Annotated in this window: 18 protein-coding genes; 8 read left to right on the top strand and 10 right to left on the bottom strand. The window is 65.0% G+C overall.

Annotated features, from left to right (window positions below; genetic code table 11):
* The first annotated feature begins 54 nt into the window (after positions 1–54).
* Positions 55–1,281 (top strand): site-2 protease family protein, encoded by a 1,227-nt coding sequence (locus H9532_RS15260; RefSeq protein WP_296370121.1) that lies wholly within the window; start codon positions 55–57, stop codon positions 1,279–1,281.
* A 6-nt stretch (positions 1,282–1,287) separates the two neighbouring features.
* On the opposite strand, the gene H9532_RS15255 is transcribed toward H9532_RS15260, so the two are convergent.
* Positions 1,288–2,016 (bottom strand): lipoate--protein ligase family protein, encoded by a 729-nt coding sequence (locus H9532_RS15255; RefSeq protein WP_296370120.1) that lies wholly within the window; start codon positions 2,014–2,016, stop codon positions 1,288–1,290.
* A 35-nt stretch (positions 2,017–2,051) separates the two neighbouring features.
* On the opposite strand from H9532_RS15255, the gene H9532_RS15250 reads away from it, so the two are divergent.
* Positions 2,052–2,810, top strand: a complete 759-nt coding sequence (locus tag H9532_RS15250; RefSeq protein ID WP_296370117.1) for a sulfite exporter TauE/SafE family protein — start codon at positions 2,052–2,054, stop codon at positions 2,808–2,810.
* On the opposite strand, the gene H9532_RS15245 is transcribed toward H9532_RS15250, so the two are convergent.
* Positions 2,803–3,279: a CRR6 family NdhI maturation factor gene (locus H9532_RS15245; RefSeq protein WP_296370116.1), complete on the bottom strand. Its 477-nt coding sequence runs from the start codon at positions 3,277–3,279 to the stop codon at positions 2,803–2,805. The two genes, H9532_RS15250 and H9532_RS15245, sit on opposite strands and share 8 nt — an antisense overlap.
* A gap of 141 nt (positions 3,280–3,420) precedes the next feature.
* Between H9532_RS15245 and psaM the strand changes: the two genes are divergently transcribed.
* From psaM to H9532_RS15225, 4 genes are read left to right on the top strand one after another with little or no spacing between them, the layout of a single operon-like run.
* Entirely contained in the window at positions 3,421–3,522 is a 102-nt protein-coding gene (psaM, locus tag H9532_RS15240) for a photosystem I reaction center subunit XII (RefSeq protein WP_043717315.1), read from the top strand.
* A 59-nt stretch (positions 3,523–3,581) separates the two neighbouring features.
* A complete protein-coding gene (locus H9532_RS15235) occupies positions 3,582–4,085 on the top strand; it encodes a hypothetical protein (protein WP_296370111.1) in 504 nt (167 codons plus the stop codon).
* Positions 4,086–4,112: 27 nt separating this feature from the next.
* A complete protein-coding gene (locus tag H9532_RS15230) occupies positions 4,113–5,108 on the top strand; it encodes a protochlorophyllide reductase (RefSeq protein WP_296370109.1) in 996 nt (331 codons plus the stop codon).
* A gap of 1 nt (position 5,109) precedes the next feature.
* Positions 5,110–5,799, top strand: coding sequence for a fumarylacetoacetate hydrolase family protein (locus H9532_RS15225; RefSeq protein ID WP_296370108.1), 690 nt, complete (start codon positions 5,110–5,112; stop codon positions 5,797–5,799).
* Positions 5,800–5,823: 24 nt separating this feature from the next.
* Here the strand turns inward: H9532_RS15225 and bchL are convergent, their stop codons facing one another.
* The 6 genes from bchL to H9532_RS15195 all read right to left on the bottom strand — a co-directional run bounded on the left by bchL (position 5,824) and on the right by H9532_RS15195 (position 14,083).
* Positions 5,824–6,708, bottom strand: a complete 885-nt coding sequence (gene bchL / locus H9532_RS15220; RefSeq protein WP_296370105.1) for a ferredoxin:protochlorophyllide reductase (ATP-dependent) iron-sulfur ATP-binding protein — start codon at positions 6,706–6,708, stop codon at positions 5,824–5,826.
* Between the two features lie 184 nt (positions 6,709–6,892).
* On the bottom strand, positions 6,893–8,746 hold the full coding sequence (locus H9532_RS15215; RefSeq protein ID WP_296370104.1) for an amidohydrolase: 1,854 nt from the start codon (positions 8,744–8,746) through the stop codon (positions 6,893–6,895).
* A gap of 99 nt (positions 8,747–8,845) precedes the next feature.
* A complete protein-coding gene (locus tag H9532_RS15210; protein WP_296370101.1) occupies positions 8,846–10,513 on the bottom strand; it encodes a ferredoxin:protochlorophyllide reductase (ATP-dependent) subunit B in 1,668 nt (555 codons plus the stop codon).
* Between the two features lie 40 nt (positions 10,514–10,553).
* On the bottom strand, positions 10,554–11,831 hold the full coding sequence (locus H9532_RS15205; RefSeq protein WP_296370099.1) for a ferredoxin:protochlorophyllide reductase (ATP-dependent) subunit N: 1,278 nt from the start codon (positions 11,829–11,831) through the stop codon (positions 10,554–10,556).
* A gap of 115 nt (positions 11,832–11,946) precedes the next feature.
* Positions 11,947–12,651, bottom strand: coding sequence for a TrkA family potassium uptake protein (locus H9532_RS15200; protein ID WP_296370097.1), 705 nt, complete (start codon positions 12,649–12,651; stop codon positions 11,947–11,949).
* A 25-nt stretch (positions 12,652–12,676) separates the two neighbouring features.
* Positions 12,677–14,083, bottom strand: coding sequence for a potassium transporter TrkG (locus H9532_RS15195; RefSeq protein ID WP_296370095.1), 1,407 nt, complete (start codon positions 14,081–14,083; stop codon positions 12,677–12,679).
* A 50-nt stretch (positions 14,084–14,133) separates the two neighbouring features.
* Here H9532_RS15195 and H9532_RS15190 point away from each other — a divergent pair, with 50 nt between their 5' ends.
* The gene (locus H9532_RS15190) at positions 14,134–15,147 is read left to right on the top strand and encodes a CNNM domain-containing protein (RefSeq protein WP_296370093.1); all 1,014 of its coding nucleotides are present in this window, start codon (positions 14,134–14,136) and stop codon (positions 15,145–15,147) included.
* On the opposite strand, the gene H9532_RS15185 is transcribed toward H9532_RS15190, so the two are convergent.
* A complete protein-coding gene (locus H9532_RS15185) occupies positions 15,138–15,575 on the bottom strand; it encodes a DUF2062 domain-containing protein (RefSeq protein ID WP_366664578.1) in 438 nt (145 codons plus the stop codon). The genes H9532_RS15190 and H9532_RS15185 overlap by 10 nt on opposite strands.
* 120 nt (positions 15,576–15,695) lie before the next feature.
* Positions 15,696–17,501, bottom strand: a complete 1,806-nt coding sequence (locus tag H9532_RS15180; protein ID WP_296370089.1) for an SLC13 family permease — start codon at positions 17,499–17,501, stop codon at positions 15,696–15,698.
* 163 nt (positions 17,502–17,664) lie between these two features.
* Here H9532_RS15180 and H9532_RS15175 point away from each other — a divergent pair, with 163 nt between their 5' ends.
* The gene (locus tag H9532_RS15175; RefSeq protein ID WP_296370087.1) at positions 17,665–18,093 is read left to right on the top strand and encodes an Rrf2 family transcriptional regulator; all 429 of its coding nucleotides are present in this window, start codon (positions 17,665–17,667) and stop codon (positions 18,091–18,093) included.
* Positions 18,094–18,115: the final 22 nt, after the last annotated feature.

Raw genomic sequence — 18,115 nt, 5'->3', positions numbered from 1 at the left:
CAATCGGCCGCAGCAGCCAGGCCTTTCTAGGATCGAGCCATTGGGACGCACCGCGTGGGCGAGGGCTGGCAGCTGCTGACGATCCGCGGCATTCCCCTGCGCATCCATCCCAGCTGGTTCGTGATCCTGGGCCTGGCCACCGTGGCCTTCCAGCAGCAATACAGCCAGCAGCTGAGCAGCAGCGGCACCAGCCTCGAGCTGTGGGGGCTGGGGCTGCTCACCGCCGTGCTGTTGTTCGTGTCGGTGCTGCTGCATGAACTGGGCCACTCGCTGGTGGCCCTGCAGCAGGGCGTTCAGGTGCGCAGCATCACCCTGTTTCTGTTGGGGGGCGTGGCCAGCGTGGAGCGGGAGTGCCCCACCGCCCTCGGTTCGCTGATGGTGGCGGCTGCCGGGCCGCTGGTGAGCCTGATCCTGGCAGCCCTCTTGCTGGCGGGGGGGCATAGCGCAGCCCATGCCTCGCCCCTGCTGGGCGCGATGGTGAACGAGCTCGGCGGCCTCAACCTGATCCTGGCGCTGTTCAACCTGCTGCCCGGCCTGCCACTCGATGGGGGCCTGATCCTCAAGGCGCTGGTGTGGCAATTCAGCGGCAGCCAGCGCAAAGGCACCCAAGTGGCCACCGCCACAGGCCGCTTTCTCTCGCTTGCGGCGATCGGCCTGGGCGTGGTGCTGTTGCTGCGCGGGGCCAGCGTGGGGGGCCTCTGGCTGATGCTGCTGGGCTGGTTTGGTCTCGGGGCCGCCCGAAGCCAGAGCCAGCTGCTCGCCCTGCAGGGGGTGCTGCGCCAACTCAAGGTGAAAGATGCGGCCCAGCGCCGCTTCCGCGTGCTGGAAGCCGACAGCACCCTGAAGCAACTGAGCCGCCTGCGCCTGAGCGATGGCCATGGCCTGGCGGATTGGCTATTGGTGACTCGCCAGGGCCGATGGCAGGGCTTCATCACCGATGCCCCCCTGCAACACCTGCCCGTGCAGCGTTGGGAGCAGGAGCGGGTGGGTGATCACCTGCAGCCCCTCGATGAGCTGCCGCAGATCAGTGCCGAGGCCCCGCTCTGGCAAGCCGTGCTCCGCCTCGATCAGCCCGACACACCGCGGCTGCTGGTGATGGGCCCGGCGGGGCTCCCCAGCGGCACGCTGGAGCGGCCGGAGTTGGCTGAGCGGGTGTTGGAGAAGCTGGGTGTTCGCCTGCCCCAGGCGATCCTCGAAGCGGCCCGCCGCCAGGGCGTGTATCCGCTCGGGATGGGGCTGGCCCCTGTGGCCCGCAGCATCGAAGCCAGCGGCGAAGGCTGAGCCCGCTCAGACGCGGCTCAAGGGTTCAAGCACCCGCACAGCCGCCCATTCCTCGGGGCTGAGGGGCTCACTGATCAGGCCTTCCGTGCACAGGTGCTCCTCGGCGGCCTCGCGCAATTGCTGCTCGAGCGCTTCACGGCCCCATGGCAAGGGCGCCAGCGCTGGTGGATCAGCCTGAAACAGCCGCTGCCAGAGCGCCGCAGGCGGATCGAGCAAGAGGCTGCCGTGCTGGAGCAAGGCCGGCCCATGCCAGAACTGGGCGCTGCCGATGCGCTTGGCACCACGGGCAGTCACCAGGTCGGCCGCCGTGGCGGTAGCGAAACAGCTGCTGCGCTGGGCTGCTGCCGCAGGGCTGGCCTGGCCGAACTGCAGCGGCTCTCCGGCGTTGGCGAGAGCCTGCTGCAACCACTGGCAGCAATGGCGATACACCGCTTCGCGATCGCGCGTCTGGGGGGTGAACGCCAGGGCATAGGTGAGCTCGCCGGCATGGAGCACGGCCCGTCCGCCACTTGGGCGACGCACCAGCTCCAGGGGTTCATCGCGCCACTGCGCCGGCCAACGCTGTTGGTGCCGCCCCAGCGAAAGAGCCGGGCGACTCCATCGATACAGCCGCAGCATCGGCGGTCCGCCGGCGAGCAGCTGCTGCAGCATCCAGCGATCGATCGCCATCTGGGTGGCCGCCGGCGCCGTGATCGGCGGAATCCAACGCCAGGGCACAGCCGCGCTCAACAGCACTCAGGGATGCTGGAACCACCTTGCCGCGGCCGCGCATGCCCTGGGACCTGTTGCCGCTGCTGCCCCTTGGCCTGGTGGCAGGGCTGCTCTCGGGTCTGCTGGGGATCGGCGGGGGCTTGATCTTTTCGCCATTGCTGCTCGCGGTGGGGCTGACGCCGCACCAAGCCCTCGCGACCAGCACCCTGGCGATCCTGCCCACCACCCTGGCGGGCAGCTGGGCCCACCTGCGCAGCGGCCAAGTGCCCACCCGTGCCGTGCTGGCCATTGCCGGTGGGGCCATCGCGGGGGCGCTGGTGTTCAGCCGGGCCGGCGATGGCCTGGAGGGATGGCATCTGCTCGGCCTGCAGGCCTTGATGTATGGCGTCTTGGCCCTGGTGATTGCACCGCGCCGCAGCGACCAGAGCGATGCCCCGGAGCAGCTCCCTTTGGCGGGGCTCAGCGGCGTGGGCCTGGTGGCGGGATGGTCGAGCGGGTTGTTGGGGGTTGGCGGCGGGCTGGTGATGGTGCCGCTGATGGTGCAGGGCCTGGGGATCCGCGTGTATCAGGCGATCCGGCTGAGCACGATCGCGGTGTGCGCCTCAGCGGCGACAGCCGCGGTGACCTTCACCAGCGATGGCCGGGGCAACCTCGGCATGGGGCTGCTGCTCGGGGGCGCCGCCGCCGTGGCCGCCCAGTGGTCGGCCTCGCGGCTGCAATCGGTGAGCGAGACGAAGTTGGTGTGGCTGCTGCGGCTGCTGTGCGTGCTGCTGGCGCTGGATGCCACGCGCAGGGCCGTGACTCTTGCCCTCAGCTGAGCCCCTGCCAGAAGCTGCCATCGAGCTCAAAGCCGAGCACCGCTGACATCTGCTCGAGGTTGCCGCGGCAATTGAGGCCGTGGCCCCGGGACCAGTGATCGAGCAGGAAGAGCCGATGGGTCATCCACAGCTCAAGGCTGTCGGGCGCAAAGCGAATGCCTTCGCTGCGGCTGAAGCTGTGGGGCAGGAGCATCGCCACATGGCGGGTGAGCTGGCCGCTGCTGCGCTCCAGCAACAGCGGCAGCCAGGGGCAGAGGGCGTCAGCCCGCAGGCTCCACACCCGCAGCTCCGGGATTTCAGAGAGCTCGCGGGGATCGTCGCTGGCACGAGGCCACTCGAAATTCAGCTCAAGGCTGCCGCTCTGCTGCAGCAACGCCTCCGGCTCCAGGGAAAACCAGGGCTCCAGCGGGGCCAGGCTGCGCTCCAGCACCTGTTGCTGGGCGATCAACACGGGTCCTGCAGGGGACAAGGCAATGGCAGGCAATGGGAGTCGACCGTAGCCAGCAGCTGGAACGAGGGGGGTGTCGAGCTGTGACAGGCCAAGGGCCAAGCCCTGGCAAGGCCCTGCAACTGCGGAAGAATGGGCTGGATTTCTGCTTTGAATCAGGCCATGACGTCCCTCACCCAGGCCGAAGTGCTGATTGCCCTGGTGGTGGCTGCCCACGCGGGTGTGCTCGCCGTTCGTCTGGCCGCCAGCCTTTACCGCGCCTGATCCCTTGGCAGCGTGGTTGTGGCCTGCTAAAAGCGGGCCACAACCACGCTCCGCAAGCCTTGAGCCTGCCCCGCACCGCCCAGCCATCGCAGAAGCGATCCGCGCCACGGGGTAAGCGCAGCACCGCTGGCCACGCACCAAGATCGTCGTCACTGGCCACGCTGACGCCACCGCCTTCCCTGCGGCCCTCCACACCTGCCCAGGAAAAGCTCTGCAGTGGCATCGGTCTCACCTTGAAGGTGGGCCTCGGATTGGTGGCCGTGGTGAGCTTGGTGCGGCTCGGCGGCGCCTACCGCGAACGCCTAGATCGCTATGGCGAGATCACCGCGGTGCTCAACATCCAGCAGGCCAAGCTGAACAAGGCGCAGCAACGCTTCGACAGCCTGTTCACCACCGGCGGGGAGCAGCGGCTGATTCAGGAACAAGACCAGTGGATCGCCCCCAATCGCATGCGGGTGGTGTGGACCACACCTGGCCAGGGAAGCCCCTCAACGGCGGCCGCGCCATTTCCAACTGTTGAGCAGCCACAGCCCAGCGCCGAGAAGCCGCAGCCCACTCGATAATTTGAGGCCCGCCGTATTCCGGGCTTCATGGTGGTCAGCAGCAGCGCATCCAGCTCCAGCAGCAGCCCCGGCGCTGTCTTGATCACCGGCACCACGTCTGGGGTGGGGCTCAATGCCACAAAGGCCCTGGTGGAGCGCGGTTGGACCGTAGTGACGGCCAACCGAGATCCCGTGCGGGCTGCCGCCGCCGCCGATGCCCTCGGCATCCCCAGCGAGCGCCTGCATCACCTGCGCATCGACCTCGGCGATCTCGACAGCGTGCGGGTGGGTGTGGAGACCCTGGTGAGCTCGCTGGGCTTTGGCCTCGATGCCCTGGTGATCAACGCCGCCGTCTACAAGCCGCGGCTGAAGGAGCCCGAGCGCTCACCCCAGGGCTATGAGCTCTCGATGGCCACCAACCACCTGGGCCACTTCCTGCTGATCCAACTGCTGCTGCCCGATCTGCAGCGCTCTCAGCACCCCTCCCGCCGGGTGGTGATCCTCGGCACCGTGACGGCCAACTCCAAAGAGCTGGGCGGCAAGATCCCCATCCCAGCGCCCGCGGATCTGGGCGATCTGAGCGGCTTCAAGGCCGGCTTCAAGGCCCCGATCGCCATGGCGAATGCCAAGCCGTTCAAGCCGGGCAAGGCCTACAAGGACAGCAAGCTCTGCAACATGATCACCACCCAGGAGCTGCACCGCCGCCTGCATGACTCCACCGGCATCGTGTTCAGCTCGCTCTATCCGGGCTGCGTGGCTGACACGCCCCTCTTCCGCAATACCCCCAAGGCGTTCCAAACGATCTTCCCCTGGTTCCAGAAGAACATCACCGGCGGCTACGTAAGCCAGGCCCTGGCCGGAGAGCGGGTAGCACAGGTGGTGGCCGATCCTGAGTTTGCCGCCTCCGGCGTGCATTGGAGCTGGGGCAATCGCCAGAAGAAGGGCGGCAAGCAATTCAGCCAGGAGCTCTCCGATAAGGCCAGCAATCCTGAAACCGCCGTGGGGGTGTGGGAGGAATCGATGAAGCTGGTGGGGCTGGCCTGAGATGGGCACCGCCCGGCCTCCCGCCATCCTCTGCATCGGCAAGAACTACGCCGATCACGCCGCCGAGCTGGCCGACCCCGGCACCCTCAAGCTGCCGGAGAGGCCTGTGCTGTTTCTCAAGAATCCCGCCAGCGTGATCGGCAACGGCGCAGCGATCGAACTACCGCCGGTGGTCCACACCGACGACCGCGATCCCCCCATCGGCGTGGATTACGAAGGGGAGCTGGCGGTGATCCTGGGCAGCGACGCCCGCGATGTGCCCGAAGCCCAGGCCCGCGAGGTGATCGCAGCCGTGGCCTGCGCCAACGACGTGAGCCAGCGCTGGTGGCAGTGGCACGGCAGTGGCGGCCAGTGGTGCCGCGGCAAGAGCTTCGACACCTTCTGCCCGCTGGGTGACCCCACACCGATCCGTGGCATCGCCGATCTGCAAGATCTGCTGCTCACCACCCGGCTCAATGGCGAGGTGGTGCAGCAGGCCAGCACCAGCACCATGATCTTCTCGGTGGCACGCCTGATCAGCGACCTCAGCCAGGGCACCACCCTGCTGGCGGGGAGCGTGATCCTCACAGGCACGCCTGCCGGCGTGGGTGCCGGCCGCAAGCCACCACGCTTCCTCCGCGATGGCGATGTGGTGGAGGTGGAGATCAGCGGCTTGGGATGCCTGAGCAACCCGGTGCGCAACCGGGGCTGAGGCAGGAGCGCTGGGCCCGAGGGCTCAATCGAAGCCCAGCAGATCGAAGATCTCGCGATCTTTGAGCGATTCGGCCTCCAGGGGCTGCACGCTGTCGAGCATCGATTGGGCCAGGCGCAGATATTCATTCTGCACCGCCTCCACTTCGGGAGTGGCTTCCATCTCGAAGATCGTGCACTTCTTCAAGCGCGAGCGGCGAATCGCGTCGAGATCGGGGAAGTGGGCCATCGTTTTCATGCCCACGCGCTCGTTGAAGCGATCGATCTGGTCGGTGTCCTTGGAGCGGTTGGCCACCACGCCACCGAGGCGCACCTTGTAGTTCTTGGCCTTGGCCTGGATCGCCGCAATGATCCGGTTCATCGCGAAGATCGAATCGAAATCGTTGGCGGTCACGATCAGGCAGTAGTCGGCGTGCTGCAGCGGCGCCGCAAAGCCGCCGCACACCACATCGCCGAGCACATCAAAGATCACCACATCGGTGTCTTCGAGCAGATGGTGCTCCTTGAGCAGCTTGACGGTTTGGCCGGTCACGTAACCGCCGCATCCGGTGCCGGCCGGTGGGCCACCGGATTCCACGCACTGCACGCCGTTGAAACCTTCAAATACGAAATCTTCCGGGCGGAGCTCTTCGGTGTGGAAGTCCACGGTTTCGAGGATGTCGATCACCGTGGGCACCATCTGCTTGGTGAGCGTGAAAGTGCTGTCGTGCTTGGGATCACAGCCGATCTGCAGCACCCGTTTGCCCAACTTGGAGAAGGCTGCGGAGAGGTTGGAGCTGGTGGTGCTCTTGCCGATGCCGCCTTTGCCGTAGACAGCGATCACCAAGGCCCCCTCTTCGATCTGGAGGCCAGCCTCCTGGTGCACCTGAACGCTGCCTTCGCCATCGGGGCGCGTGAGCGTGGTGGTCATACAAGCCAGGCTTCGGTTCCTTCATCCAACCCCCGCACAGCGACGACGCAACAGCAGGAAGGGCAAAGCGAAACATCGATCCCCGAGGCGTGCGCATCTGCACACACATCGCCCTATCCATAAGCACAAATACTCAGGACAAAGGCAAAGATCTGTGCATGAAGCTCGCTATCAAGGAAGACGTTTACGTCGTCTGTCGAGCATCATGACGAGCCACTCCATCCATCAACGTGAGCCTGCAGCGAGCGCTATAGATCTCATCGGCAGGAAGACGGGTCAGATCCCGATCCAACACACACAGATCAGCACGCTTCCCCACCTTGATCGATCCGGTGATGCCATCAATGCCCAACTGCCTGGCACCAGCAATGGTGTAAGCCTCCAAGGCGCCATTGAGGGTGAAAGCATCCTGCATCGGCGGCAGGGGTTCACTAGCATTGGGCCCAAGCGAACCCTTCATCGCCTCTAACAGCGGCGGCGGCGGCTGCCTCAAGATGGCCGCCTGAACATTCAACATCGGCTCAATCCCGAGGGTGCCGCTCGCATAGGTCGCCGGCCAGTCGCTGCCCAGCGCCACGTTCAACCCGTGATCACGCTGCAAACGCCCAAAACGGAACATCTTGTTGTAGCGATCGGTGCCGATCGCCTTCTCCACCTCCTGGAAGCGAATACACCAAATGCCCGTACTACTGATCAACGGCTTCAACCTGGCGAGACGAGCCTGATCCGCATCGTCCACGATCTGCACATGGGCCAAGGTGAGCTTCGGCGCCTGACCCGCTTGGCGGCAGGTCGCCAAGGCATCGAGGGCCTGCCTGAGGGACGCATCTCCAATGGTGTGATAGTGCAGATCAAAGCCGGCCTGATGACATTGGCGGAGCAACTTGACCAACGAATCCGTAGAAATCGCAAGGCGCCCGTGGGTTCCGGCAGGCTCGAGATACGACTCAAGCAAGGCAGCCTGCCGATTCTCGATCACTCCATCGCCGACAACCTTGACCGTGGAAATCTGAAAGTGCTCTGAGCCGAACTGGCTTCGAAGCTCCGTGAGGGATTGAACAGCATTCTGAACATCGTCTTCACTCGTCACCACCTGTGTGGTGTGCAAGCGCACGGGCAGATCACCCTTCTGATCCAACTGCTGAACAGCCGTAAAAACAGGGATCTGGCCGAAGGGCAGGGCAGCATCAAACACACTGGTAAACCCCATCGCCGAGAACTGACGCAGAAGCTTCAGCAGCGTTGGCCCATAGGTGCCTGGATCCAGCAGATTGAGCGCATTGATCACCGGCAGCATCGCCGGCACTTCGCGGATGTAACCGGTCGGCTGACCATCCTGATCCCGCACATAACCACCAACGGGAGGATCAGGCGTCTTAGCGGTGATCCCGGCAAGCTCTAGCGCTTTGCTATTCGCCCAGCCCGAATGGCCATCGGAGGAGAAGAAAAAGATGGGGCGATCAGCACTGATGGCATCCAAATCACGCCGATGCGGGCCGCCCTGATCCCGAAACAGATTTGAATTCCAGCCCTGACCAAAAAACACACCCGTGCCGGGATTGGCTTTCACATAGGTGGCGATCGAGTCGAGCACCTCCCGTTCCTGCCACTCAATCTTGAGCCCAACGCCACTGCGCAACAGGGCGCCCACCATCGGGTGCACATGGCTGTCAATCAGCCCTGGCAACAACGTGCCGCCCTTGAGATCCACGCGCTGGGTGGCGGGCCCCACCCAGGCCTGGGCGCCCCGGCGGTCACCCACATACACAATCTCGCGTCCGCGCACGGCCACGGCTTCGGCCCGGTGCCGATCGGATTCCATGGTGAGAATCGTGCCGCCTTCAAACAGCCAGTCGGCCTTGCCGTTCGCTGGTGCGGCCTGAGCATCACCCTTGAGCAGGCTGGGGGCCACGGCGGAGGCGGCCATCAGTGCGCCGGCCTGCAGCACCCGGCGGCGACTGGTGGTGCCAGCCCGGGCCAGCACCGCCTGGCTGAAGCAGCTGCTCAGCTGTTGGCTGAGCTCACATCCGATGCACATCCTGGCCACACCATCTGGTTACAGGGTGCTGCCGAATCCGCGGGCTGGTTTCAGTTGTTGGCGTTTGTGATCGAGCACGGCGAGAGATGCCGCAGAGCCTCAGCGGCTGAAATGCGCCTTGGCCTCGTACAACGCCTCGCTATCAATCACCGCCAGGCCGCGCTCACGCGCGAAGGCCTCTGTGTTCTTGCGCACCTTGCCGCGCACAAAGAAGGGGATCTTGGCCAGCTCCGCTTCGCCTTCCGCACTCCAATGGAGACCAGCCAGGGCAGGCAGCTCCGCTTCGCCTTCCGCACTCCAATGGAGACCAGCCAGGGCAGGCAGCACCGCTTCTTCAATGATCGGTGGTTCGCCAACGCCTGAGCTCGAAGCAGTCGGCGCCCCATCGCCCAGGTGGCTGCGGTGGCCATCCACGAATTCGAAATCGTGGCGGAACATGCCGATGAGGTGTTCCTCCAGGCCCATCATCAGCGGGTGCACCCAGGAATCAAAGATCACGTTGGCCCCCTCCCAGCCCATCTGCGGGGCATAGCGGGCCGGCACATCCTGCACATGCAGGGGCGTACTGATCACCGCGCAGGGAATCCCCAAGCGCTTGGCGCTATGGCGCTCCATCTGGGTGCCCAGCACCAACTCCGGCGCCGCCTCGGCGATGGCCGCCTCCACCGCGAGGTAGTCGTCGCTGATCAGGGCTTCAACCCCCAGCTCCTGGGCCGCCGCGCGCACCTCCCGGGCCATCTCCCGGCTGTAGCTGCCGAGGCCCACCACCTCGAACCCGAGCTCGCGACTGGCGATCCGGGCGGCAGCAATGGCATGGGTGGCATCGCCAAACACGAACACGCGCTTGCCGGTGAGATAGGTGGAATCCACCGAACGGGAATACCAGGGCAGGCGGGAGCGGCGCTCGGCCTCACACACCCCATCAGCGGCCGGCTGCAGTTCCGCTGGCAACTCCAGCGCCAAGAGCTGATGCAACTCCCGCAGGAACGCCACGGTGGCCCCGATCCCGATCGGCACCGTGCGCGCGCAAACCATGCCGAACTGGCGCTCCAGCCAACTGCAGAGCGTGCCCGCCACCTCTGGATAGAGGCAGACATTGGCGTCAGCAGCAGGGATGCGCTGCAGATCAGCGGGCCTTGCCCCCATCGGAGCCACCACCGCCACATCGATGCCGTAGCTGGCCAGCAGTTGCGTGATCTCGCGCACGTCGTCGCGGCAGCGGAAGCCCAGCAGCGACGGGCCCAGCAGATTCACCCGGGGCCGGCGGCCCTCGGAGCGCCAACGGGCTGGATCGGGCTTGGGCGAACCCGGCGCCGGCAGTTGCGGCTTGAGCAGGGTGCGCACCAATTGGTAGAAGGTTTCAGCCGCGCCCCAGTTCTCCTTTTTGGAGTAGGCGGGGAGCTCGAGATTCACGATCGGCAGATCACCGAAGCCCATGCCCGCCGCCAGGGCACCGGGTTGGTCCTGAATCAACTCAGCCGTGCAGCTCTCACCCACCAGCAGCGCCTCAGGCTGAAAGCGCTCCACGGCATCGGCGATGGAGCGCTTCACCAGCTCGGCTGTGTCGCCGCCCAGATCACGGGCCTGGAAGGTGGTGTAAGTGACGGGTGGGCGCCGATCCCGCCGTTCGATCATCGTGAACAACAGATCGGCGTAGGTGTCGCCCTGGGGGGCATGCAGCACGTAGTGCACCCCCTCCATCGAAGCGGCGATGCGCATGGCGCCCACATGCGGGGGGCCTTCGTAAGTCCAGAGGGTGAGTTCCATCGGTTAGGCAGCGAGCAACACAAGCGGGCAAACGGGCTGATCAGGCAAACGACAGCGCACGGCGGCGGCGCAAAGGGCGGGCAAAGAGTTCAGCCAGATCGGCGGCCTGATCGATGCCATGGATGGGGCTGAACACCAGCTCGATCGACCACTTGGTGGCCATGCCTTCCGCCTCGAGCGGGTTCGCCAGCCCCAGGCCGCACACCACCAGATCAGGCCGTTGATGCCGCACCCGCAGCAACTGGTTCTCCACATGCTGGCCCTCGCTGAGCTGGGTGCCAGGCGGCAGCAGCGCGAGCTCCTCGGCCATCAGCTGGCGATCGAGATAGGGGGTGCCCACCTCCACCAGCTCCATGCCGCACTCGCGGCTAAGAAAGCGCGCCAACGGGATTTCCAGCTGGGAATCGGGGAGCAGGAAGAGCCGTTTCCCCGCCAATGTCTCCCGCATCGGAGCCAAAGCCCGCTGCCCCCGCTCCACCAGGGGATCCAACACCTCGGCCACCCGGGCCGGCGCCACGCCAAAGGCGCTGGCCGCCGCGGCCATCCAATCCCGGCTCCCCTCCACGCCGAAGGGATAGGGAGCGCGGATGAGTTCTGCACCGCGATCGATCAGGGCCCTGGCGGTACCACTCAGGAAGGGCTGCGCCAGCAGCAACTTGGTGCCCGGGCCCACAGCGGGTAGCTCGGTGGAGCGGCGCGGCGGCAGGCTTGCCACCCGCTTGATGCCGAGCTTGTGGAACAGGCCCACCAGGCGGTCTTCCACCGCATCGGCCAGGGTGCCGGCGATCAAGAGCTGCTGCTGATCGCTGGCGGGCATCAGCGGAATCAGCGCTTGCAGGGCGCCGTCTTCCCCCTGGGTGAAGGTGGTTTCGATGCCACTACCGCTGTAGTTGAGAACCATCACGCGGCCGGCATGCTGGCGGTTGAGCCGCTCGGCGGCTTTGGCCAAATCCAGCTTGATCACCTCGCTTGGGCAGCTGCCCACCAGGAACAGCGTGCGGATCTCGGGGCGGCGCTCCAGCAGCTGCGCCACCAGCCGATCGAGCTCCTCATTGGCATCCGCCAGGCCGGCCAAATCCCGCTCGCCGAGGATCGCGGTGCCAAAGCGCGGCTCGGCAAAGATCATCACGCCGGCGGCGCTCTGGATCAGGTGGGCGCAGGTGCGCGAGCCCACCACCAGGAAGAAGGCATCCGGCATGCGCCGGTGCAGCCACACGATCGAGGTGAGCCCGCAGAACACCTCCCGTTGGCCGCTTTCCTTGAGAGGTGGGGGCAGATCCGTCTCCGCCGATGCGCGTGTGGCGATGCTCGATGCCATGGCCGGCCTCCTGCCGTGCCCACCCTCGCTAGCGCCAGCCGGAGGCTGCAGCAAACCCCCTGTGCACAACCCTTAAACGAGCGGTGTTGAAACAGCCACAGGTGCTCGCAGCCGATCAGCTGCCCGGCAGCGAGCGCAGCGCCTCCTCCGAGCCCATCACCACCAGCAATTCCCCCTGGGCCAGCACGTGCGAGGCGGGCGGGTTCACATCGAGATGGCCCACCGGGCCAGCCGCCAGCACGTTCACGTTGAAGTGCTTACGCAGGTTGAGATCGCGCAGGGAGTGGCCCACAAAGGAACTGGGCACCTTGATCTCTTCGATACAGCTGCGGTCGTCGAGGCGCAACTGCTCCAGCAGGTTGGGGCGCACCAGCTCGAGGCCGAGGCGCTGGCCCATCATTTTTGAAGGAAACACCACCCGATCGGCGCCCACCCGCTGCAGCATCTTCATGTGGAGATCGCTCGTGGCACGCGCGATCACCTGCTGCACCCGGGTGCCCTTGGCGTCTTTGCAGATCAGGGTGGCGGTGATGCTGGCCTCGATCGGATCACTCATGGCCACCACAACGGTTTCCAAATCCAGCACGCCGGCGGCGCGCAAGGCCTCTTCATCGGTGCAATCCACCACGCGGCACTCGATCGAAGGATCGAGCTGGCGCAGCTCATCAATCGCGCGTTGGCTGGAATCGATCGCCAACACATCAGCTCCGGCACGCACGAGCTCCGCGCAAACCGAGGAGCCAAAGCGACCGACACCGATTACTGCGAACCCGCCGCGACCGCCCTCACCGTCAGCGCCCCACTGCCACCACTGATTCACGGCTGTACCTGCAAGCCCACCTTTTCTAGACGTAGAGGTCTTCTCTGGGATAGCCCACCCGCAGCTGCGGGCGGTTGCCATAGAGAGCTGACAGCAGCAAGAGGATGCCGATCCGCCCCACAAACATGCCCACCATCAGCACCAGCTGCCCCCAGCGGTTGAGGTTGGCCGTCACCCCCAGATCCAGACCCACGGTGCCGAAGGCGGATACACAGGTGAACAGCTTCTCGAGAAAGCTGAAGCTCTGATGGCCGCTGACGCCAGCTGCCGTGGGGCCCAGGCCCAGGAACAGCGCCATCAGCACCACAAACAGCACCGAAGCCAGGGTGACGCCCACCGCCCGCAGCACAGTGGCATCAGGAATCTGTCGGCGATGCATCAGCACATCACTGCGACCCTCGAGCGTGGAGCGGGTGGCCCCCATCAGGATCGCAAAGGTGGTGGTTTTGATGCCGCCACCGGTGCCACCGGGGCTGGCGCCGATGAACATCAGCAGGATCATCAACAGCAGGCCGGCATCGGTGATCGTTTCGGCCGAGAGCGGAATGGTGTTGAAGCCAGCGGTGCGGGTGGTAATCGACTGGAACAAGGTGATCTGCAGCTTCTGCCAGAGGCTCAGATCCCCCATGGCCGAAGCCCGATAGCCGAAATGCTCAGTGATCAGCAGGCCGATCGCCCCAACAACGATCAACAGCACCGTGCTGCGCACCACCAAGCGGGTGTGCAGGTTGAGTCGGCGCAAGCGCCGCAAGCGCAGCCGGTTGGCCCACAGGTCGTTGATCACCCGCCAGCCGATACCGCCGATCACGATCATGGAGGCGATCACACCATTCACCACGGCGTTATCGCGGTAGTCGATCAGGCTGTTGTCCCAGAGGCCAAAGCCGGCATTGTTGTAGGCGCTGATCACATGAAACAGTGAGGCCCAGAGCCGCTGGCCCGGCTGTTCGATGTTGGTGAAGCCGAAGGCGTAGAGCACCACCGCTCCGAGGCCCATCACGCAGGTGGCGGTGATCAGGATGCTGTTGAAGGTGGGGCCGATGCCGCCCACGCCGAATTCATCAAGTGCACGGCCCTTATCGAGGCGATGGCGCAGGCCGGAGCGCCCCTGCACAAAACCCTGCAGGAAGGTGGTGATCGCCATCAGGCCCAGGCCTCCGGTGACGATCAAGCCGGCCAGCACCACCTGGCCCAACAACGTGAGATCCCGGTTAATTGAAATGATCGACAGCCCTGTCACGGTGATGGCGGAGGTCACGGTGAACAGGGCCTGCCAAAGGCCGACGTCGTCGGTGGAACACAGGGGCGAAGCGAGCAAAAACGTGCCCACCACGATCACTAGCAGACCCGTGACCACCGTGAACTGGGGCACGGTGAGCTGATGGCGCCAGCGCTGCAGCGCCTGAAGTGGATGGCTCAGAGACAGGTTCATCCCGCAAACCGTAGGTAAGGTCCGGTCCAAAGCGCATCCCCACCCCAGCGATGAATCCGATCGTTGTGCTGCTTGTCATGGCAGCGCTTATTCTGGTGGGCTCGGCGCTGGCCTCGAGCACCGAGGCAGCCATGCTCACAGTGAATCCGATCCAGGTGCACACCCTGGTGCAGCAGCGGGTTCCAGGCTCGCGGGCCCTCGAGCGGATCAAAGGGCGTCCGGGGCGTGCTCTAGCCCTCCTGGTGGTGATCAACAACCTCTTCAATATTTCCGGCTCGATGCTGCTGGGCAGCCAGGCCGATCACACCTTCAAGCAATGGCCAGGAGGCACAGCCGCCTTGGTGCTGTTCAATGCCGGCTTCACGGTGGCTGTGATCCTGTTTGGGGAGATCTTGCCGAAGGCGTTGGGCAACAGCTTTGCAATGCCGATCTCCCTGGGTGGAGCTCGGGTCTTGCTGCTGCTCGAGCGCCTCACCTTGCCTCTGCTGTTGCTGCTGGAGAAGCTGATGCCAGCGATTACCGCGGAGGCCGATCTCACCACCAATGAGCGGGAGATCCATTTGATGGCACGGCTGGGCTCACAGCAGGGCCAGATCGAGGCTGATGAGGCCGCCATGATCGGCAAGGTGTTTGCCTTGAACGACCTCACGGCAAGGGATCTGATGGTGTCGCGGGTGTCGACGCCCTCGCTGCCGGGCGCCGCCAGCCTTGAATCGGTGCACCAGGAGATCCTGACCGCGCCCGACGATGCCTGGTGGGTGGTGCTGGGGGAGGAGGTGGATGAGGTGCTGGGGGTGCAGAGCCGGGAGGAAGCGCTGGCCGCACTGCTGCAGGGCGGCGGAGCGCGCCTGGTGTGCGAGCTCTGCGATCCGCCTCAATACGTGCCCGAGATGATCCGAGCCGATCGGTTGCTCACCACATTCCGCCGCGGCGATCGCAGCTCCGTGCGGGTGGTGGTAGATGAATTTGGAGCCTTCGTGGGGCTCGTAAGCGCAGCCGACATTCTCGGGGTGCTGGCTGGCTGGAAACGCCTACCCGACAACGCAGGGGTAACTCAGGATTGAGGGCTGCGGCGGCGATGCTGATGCTCCAGCAGCAACCAGTAGCTGCCTCCCAGCACCACGGCGCTGACAATGCCTACCAGCAACGAACCCAGCAGCAGCCGGCCACTCATCGCCACCCCAAGATCCCAAAGGGGCGCCTGCTGCAACTCCTGCAGGGAGGGAAAGGCAGGCCCTGGCCCCAGAAGCAGGGAACCCAACTGGTAGTTGAACCAGTACAGCGGCAGATAGGTGAAGGGGTTACTGATCCAGGTGCCCGCCGCCGCCAGGATGTGATTGCCGCGCACCACGCTGGCCAGGGCTACCCCCAGCACGATCTGCAGCCCGAAAAACGGGAAGCACCCCATGAAAATGCCAGCCGCCAATCCTCGGGCTCGCTGGCCGTGGCTGCCCTCGTGGTGCCACAGCCAGAGCAGCCGCTGCCGAAGCAGGCGCAGCAGGCTCTTGCGACGTAAGGGGCGGCGAGCTGGAGAACTGGAGCTGGGCCGCACGAGGCTCAACAATCAATAAAGCCGTTTCATCCTGATCGATCGCGTAGACGGCCGGCGGGCTTAAATCCCGAACCAACGGCAGATCAGGAACGGCACCGTCACTGTCATGGCGATGGTGAGCGGGAAGCCATAGCGAGCGATGTCGAGGAAGCGATAGCGACCCGGGCCGAACACCATCAGGTTGGTCTGATAGCCCACAGGACTCAAGAAGCTCTGGCTTGCGCCGAACAGCACCGCGTAGATGAAAGCCATCGGCGGCTGATCGAGGCCCTGGGCGAGCTGGCCGGCGATGGGGATCAGCATCGCAACTGTGGCGGCATTGCTCATCACCTCGGTGAGCAAGGTGGTGAACAGGAAGACCACCAGCAGGGCCCCATACACCGGCCAGCTTTGAAGCCCCAGAAGCAGGGCCTTGGCGAAAGCAGCCGCCAGGCCGGTTTTTTCCAAAGCCACGCTGAAGCTGGCCAGGGAGCCCAGCAGCAGGATCACGTCGAGGCGAATCGCCCGCTGCAGTTCCCCCGGGCGCAGGCAGCCGGTAGCCACCATCGCCACCGTGCCTAGCAGCACAGAAGCCACCAAGGGGATCAGATCAAAGCCCGGCAAAACGATCACCAATACGGCAATCAGCAGCGCCACGCGCTTGCGGCTGACGGTGGGCAGATCCTTCTCCAGCTGCTCGAGCACCACTAAATCGTTGTTGGCCTGCAGGCCGCGGATGGCATCCTTCGGGCCCTGCAGCAGCAGCACGTCGCCCTCGCGGAGCTGAGCCCGGCCGAGCCGCTCGCGCAACACCTCATTGCCGCGGCGAAGGGCGAGAACAGTGACGTTGTAGCGCTGACGGAAGCGCAGATCCCGGAGGCAATCGCCAGCGAGGGTGGAACCGGAGGGCAACAACACCTCCACCATGTGCTGGTTGTTCTGTTGATCGGGACTGCTGAGGTCCTCCGAGGTGGGAGCCAGCACCACGGTGTGGTCCTGCTGGATGCGCAACAGATCTTCGCGGCTGCAGCGAAGAAGTAGGCGATCACCCAGCACCAGAGTGCGATCGGCCAGAGGAGGCATGAAGCGCTCCGTGCCGCGGTGCAGCTCCAGCACATCCACATCGAAGCGGCGCTGCAAGCGGCTGCCATGGAGCGACTGACCGATCAGCTCAGAGCCAGGGGGAATCTCCACCTCGGTGAGATAGCCACTGCTGGAGAGCGAGGCGATCAGATCGTCGTCATCAGTGCCGCGATCGGGCAGAAAGCGATCGGCCAGGAGCAGCATCACAACCCCACCAATCGCCCAAACACCTATGCCGATGGGGGTGAAGCTGAACAACCCGAAGGCCCCGTAGCCCAGCTTGCTGCTCACCTCACTGGCCAGCAGGTTCACCGAACTGCCCAGCAGGGTCATGGTGCCGCCGAGCACCGTGGCAAACGAGAGCGGCAGCAGCACCTTGGAGGGCGAGATGCGGCGGCGCTGGCACCAGCCCTCAATCACGGGCAGCAGGCTGGCCACGATCGGGGTATTGGGCACAAAGGCCGACACAGGCCCCACCGCGGCCACCATCACGGCGATCATCCGCTTGGGACTGCGCACGGCATCCGAGCCGATCAGGGCCCGCAACCGATCCAGGCCGCCGCTGCGGAACAAACCGGCGGAGAGGGCGAACAACCCCATCAGGGTGATCAGGGCTGGGCTTCCGAATCCCTCCACGGCTTCAGACGGCTTAAGCACACCCGTGACCATCAACAGCGCCGCGGCCAGCAGACCGACGAGCTCGGGCGCGAGCCAGCCGCCGACGAACAACACGATGGCCCCAACCAGGACCAAGAGAGTGATGAGGGCTCCTGGCTGGAGCACTGCAAGCAAGAGATCAGCCACGGGAGGCGCACGCAGAGCCCCACGATACAACGGTGTTCAGATCGGATTTACGAATTTATTGATCCAGAAGGCAGCTCGCAGGCGCATGACGCGGGAATCCTTCATTTCCGAGCGCGTTACCGTTCTTTGGATGACAGACTGATCTTTGCGCTTACCTGCCCGATTGGGGTTCAGTGCGAAAACCACGTATGGCCTGCAGGCCTTGATGGAGCTGGCGGATGTGCAATCCAGCGGAGAGCTCCTGCAGGTATCCGAAATTGCTGCCAGGCAGGCCATCCCTGAGCGCTACCTCGAGCAAATGATGACCAGCCTGCGCCGCTCAGGGTTCGTGCGCAGCGTCCGCGGCGCCCGCGGTGGCTACTCGCTCTCGAGGCCAGCTGCTCAAATCTGCCTGGCCGACGTGATCGCCTGCCTCGATGGCACAGCTGAGCAGCCTGATCCTGCTCAAGGCAGCAACGAGCTGCAGGTGATCCTTGCACTCGGGGAGGAACTTCGCCTGCGAAGGGATCAACTCCTCACCAGCACAACCCTTTCCGATCTCCTCACCGAACGGGATGCGCGCCTGCAAGCTCAGGCGATGTATTTCATTTAAGGCGAGCTCATTGAGCGCCAGA

It is taken from the genome of Vulcanococcus sp. Clear-D1, assembly GCF_014654725.1.
Classification (GTDB): domain Bacteria; phylum Cyanobacteriota; class Cyanobacteriia; order PCC-6307; family Cyanobiaceae; genus Vulcanococcus.
The sequence above is the reverse complement of the archived record's forward strand: the minus strand, read 5'-3'. Positions and strand labels throughout refer to the sequence as shown.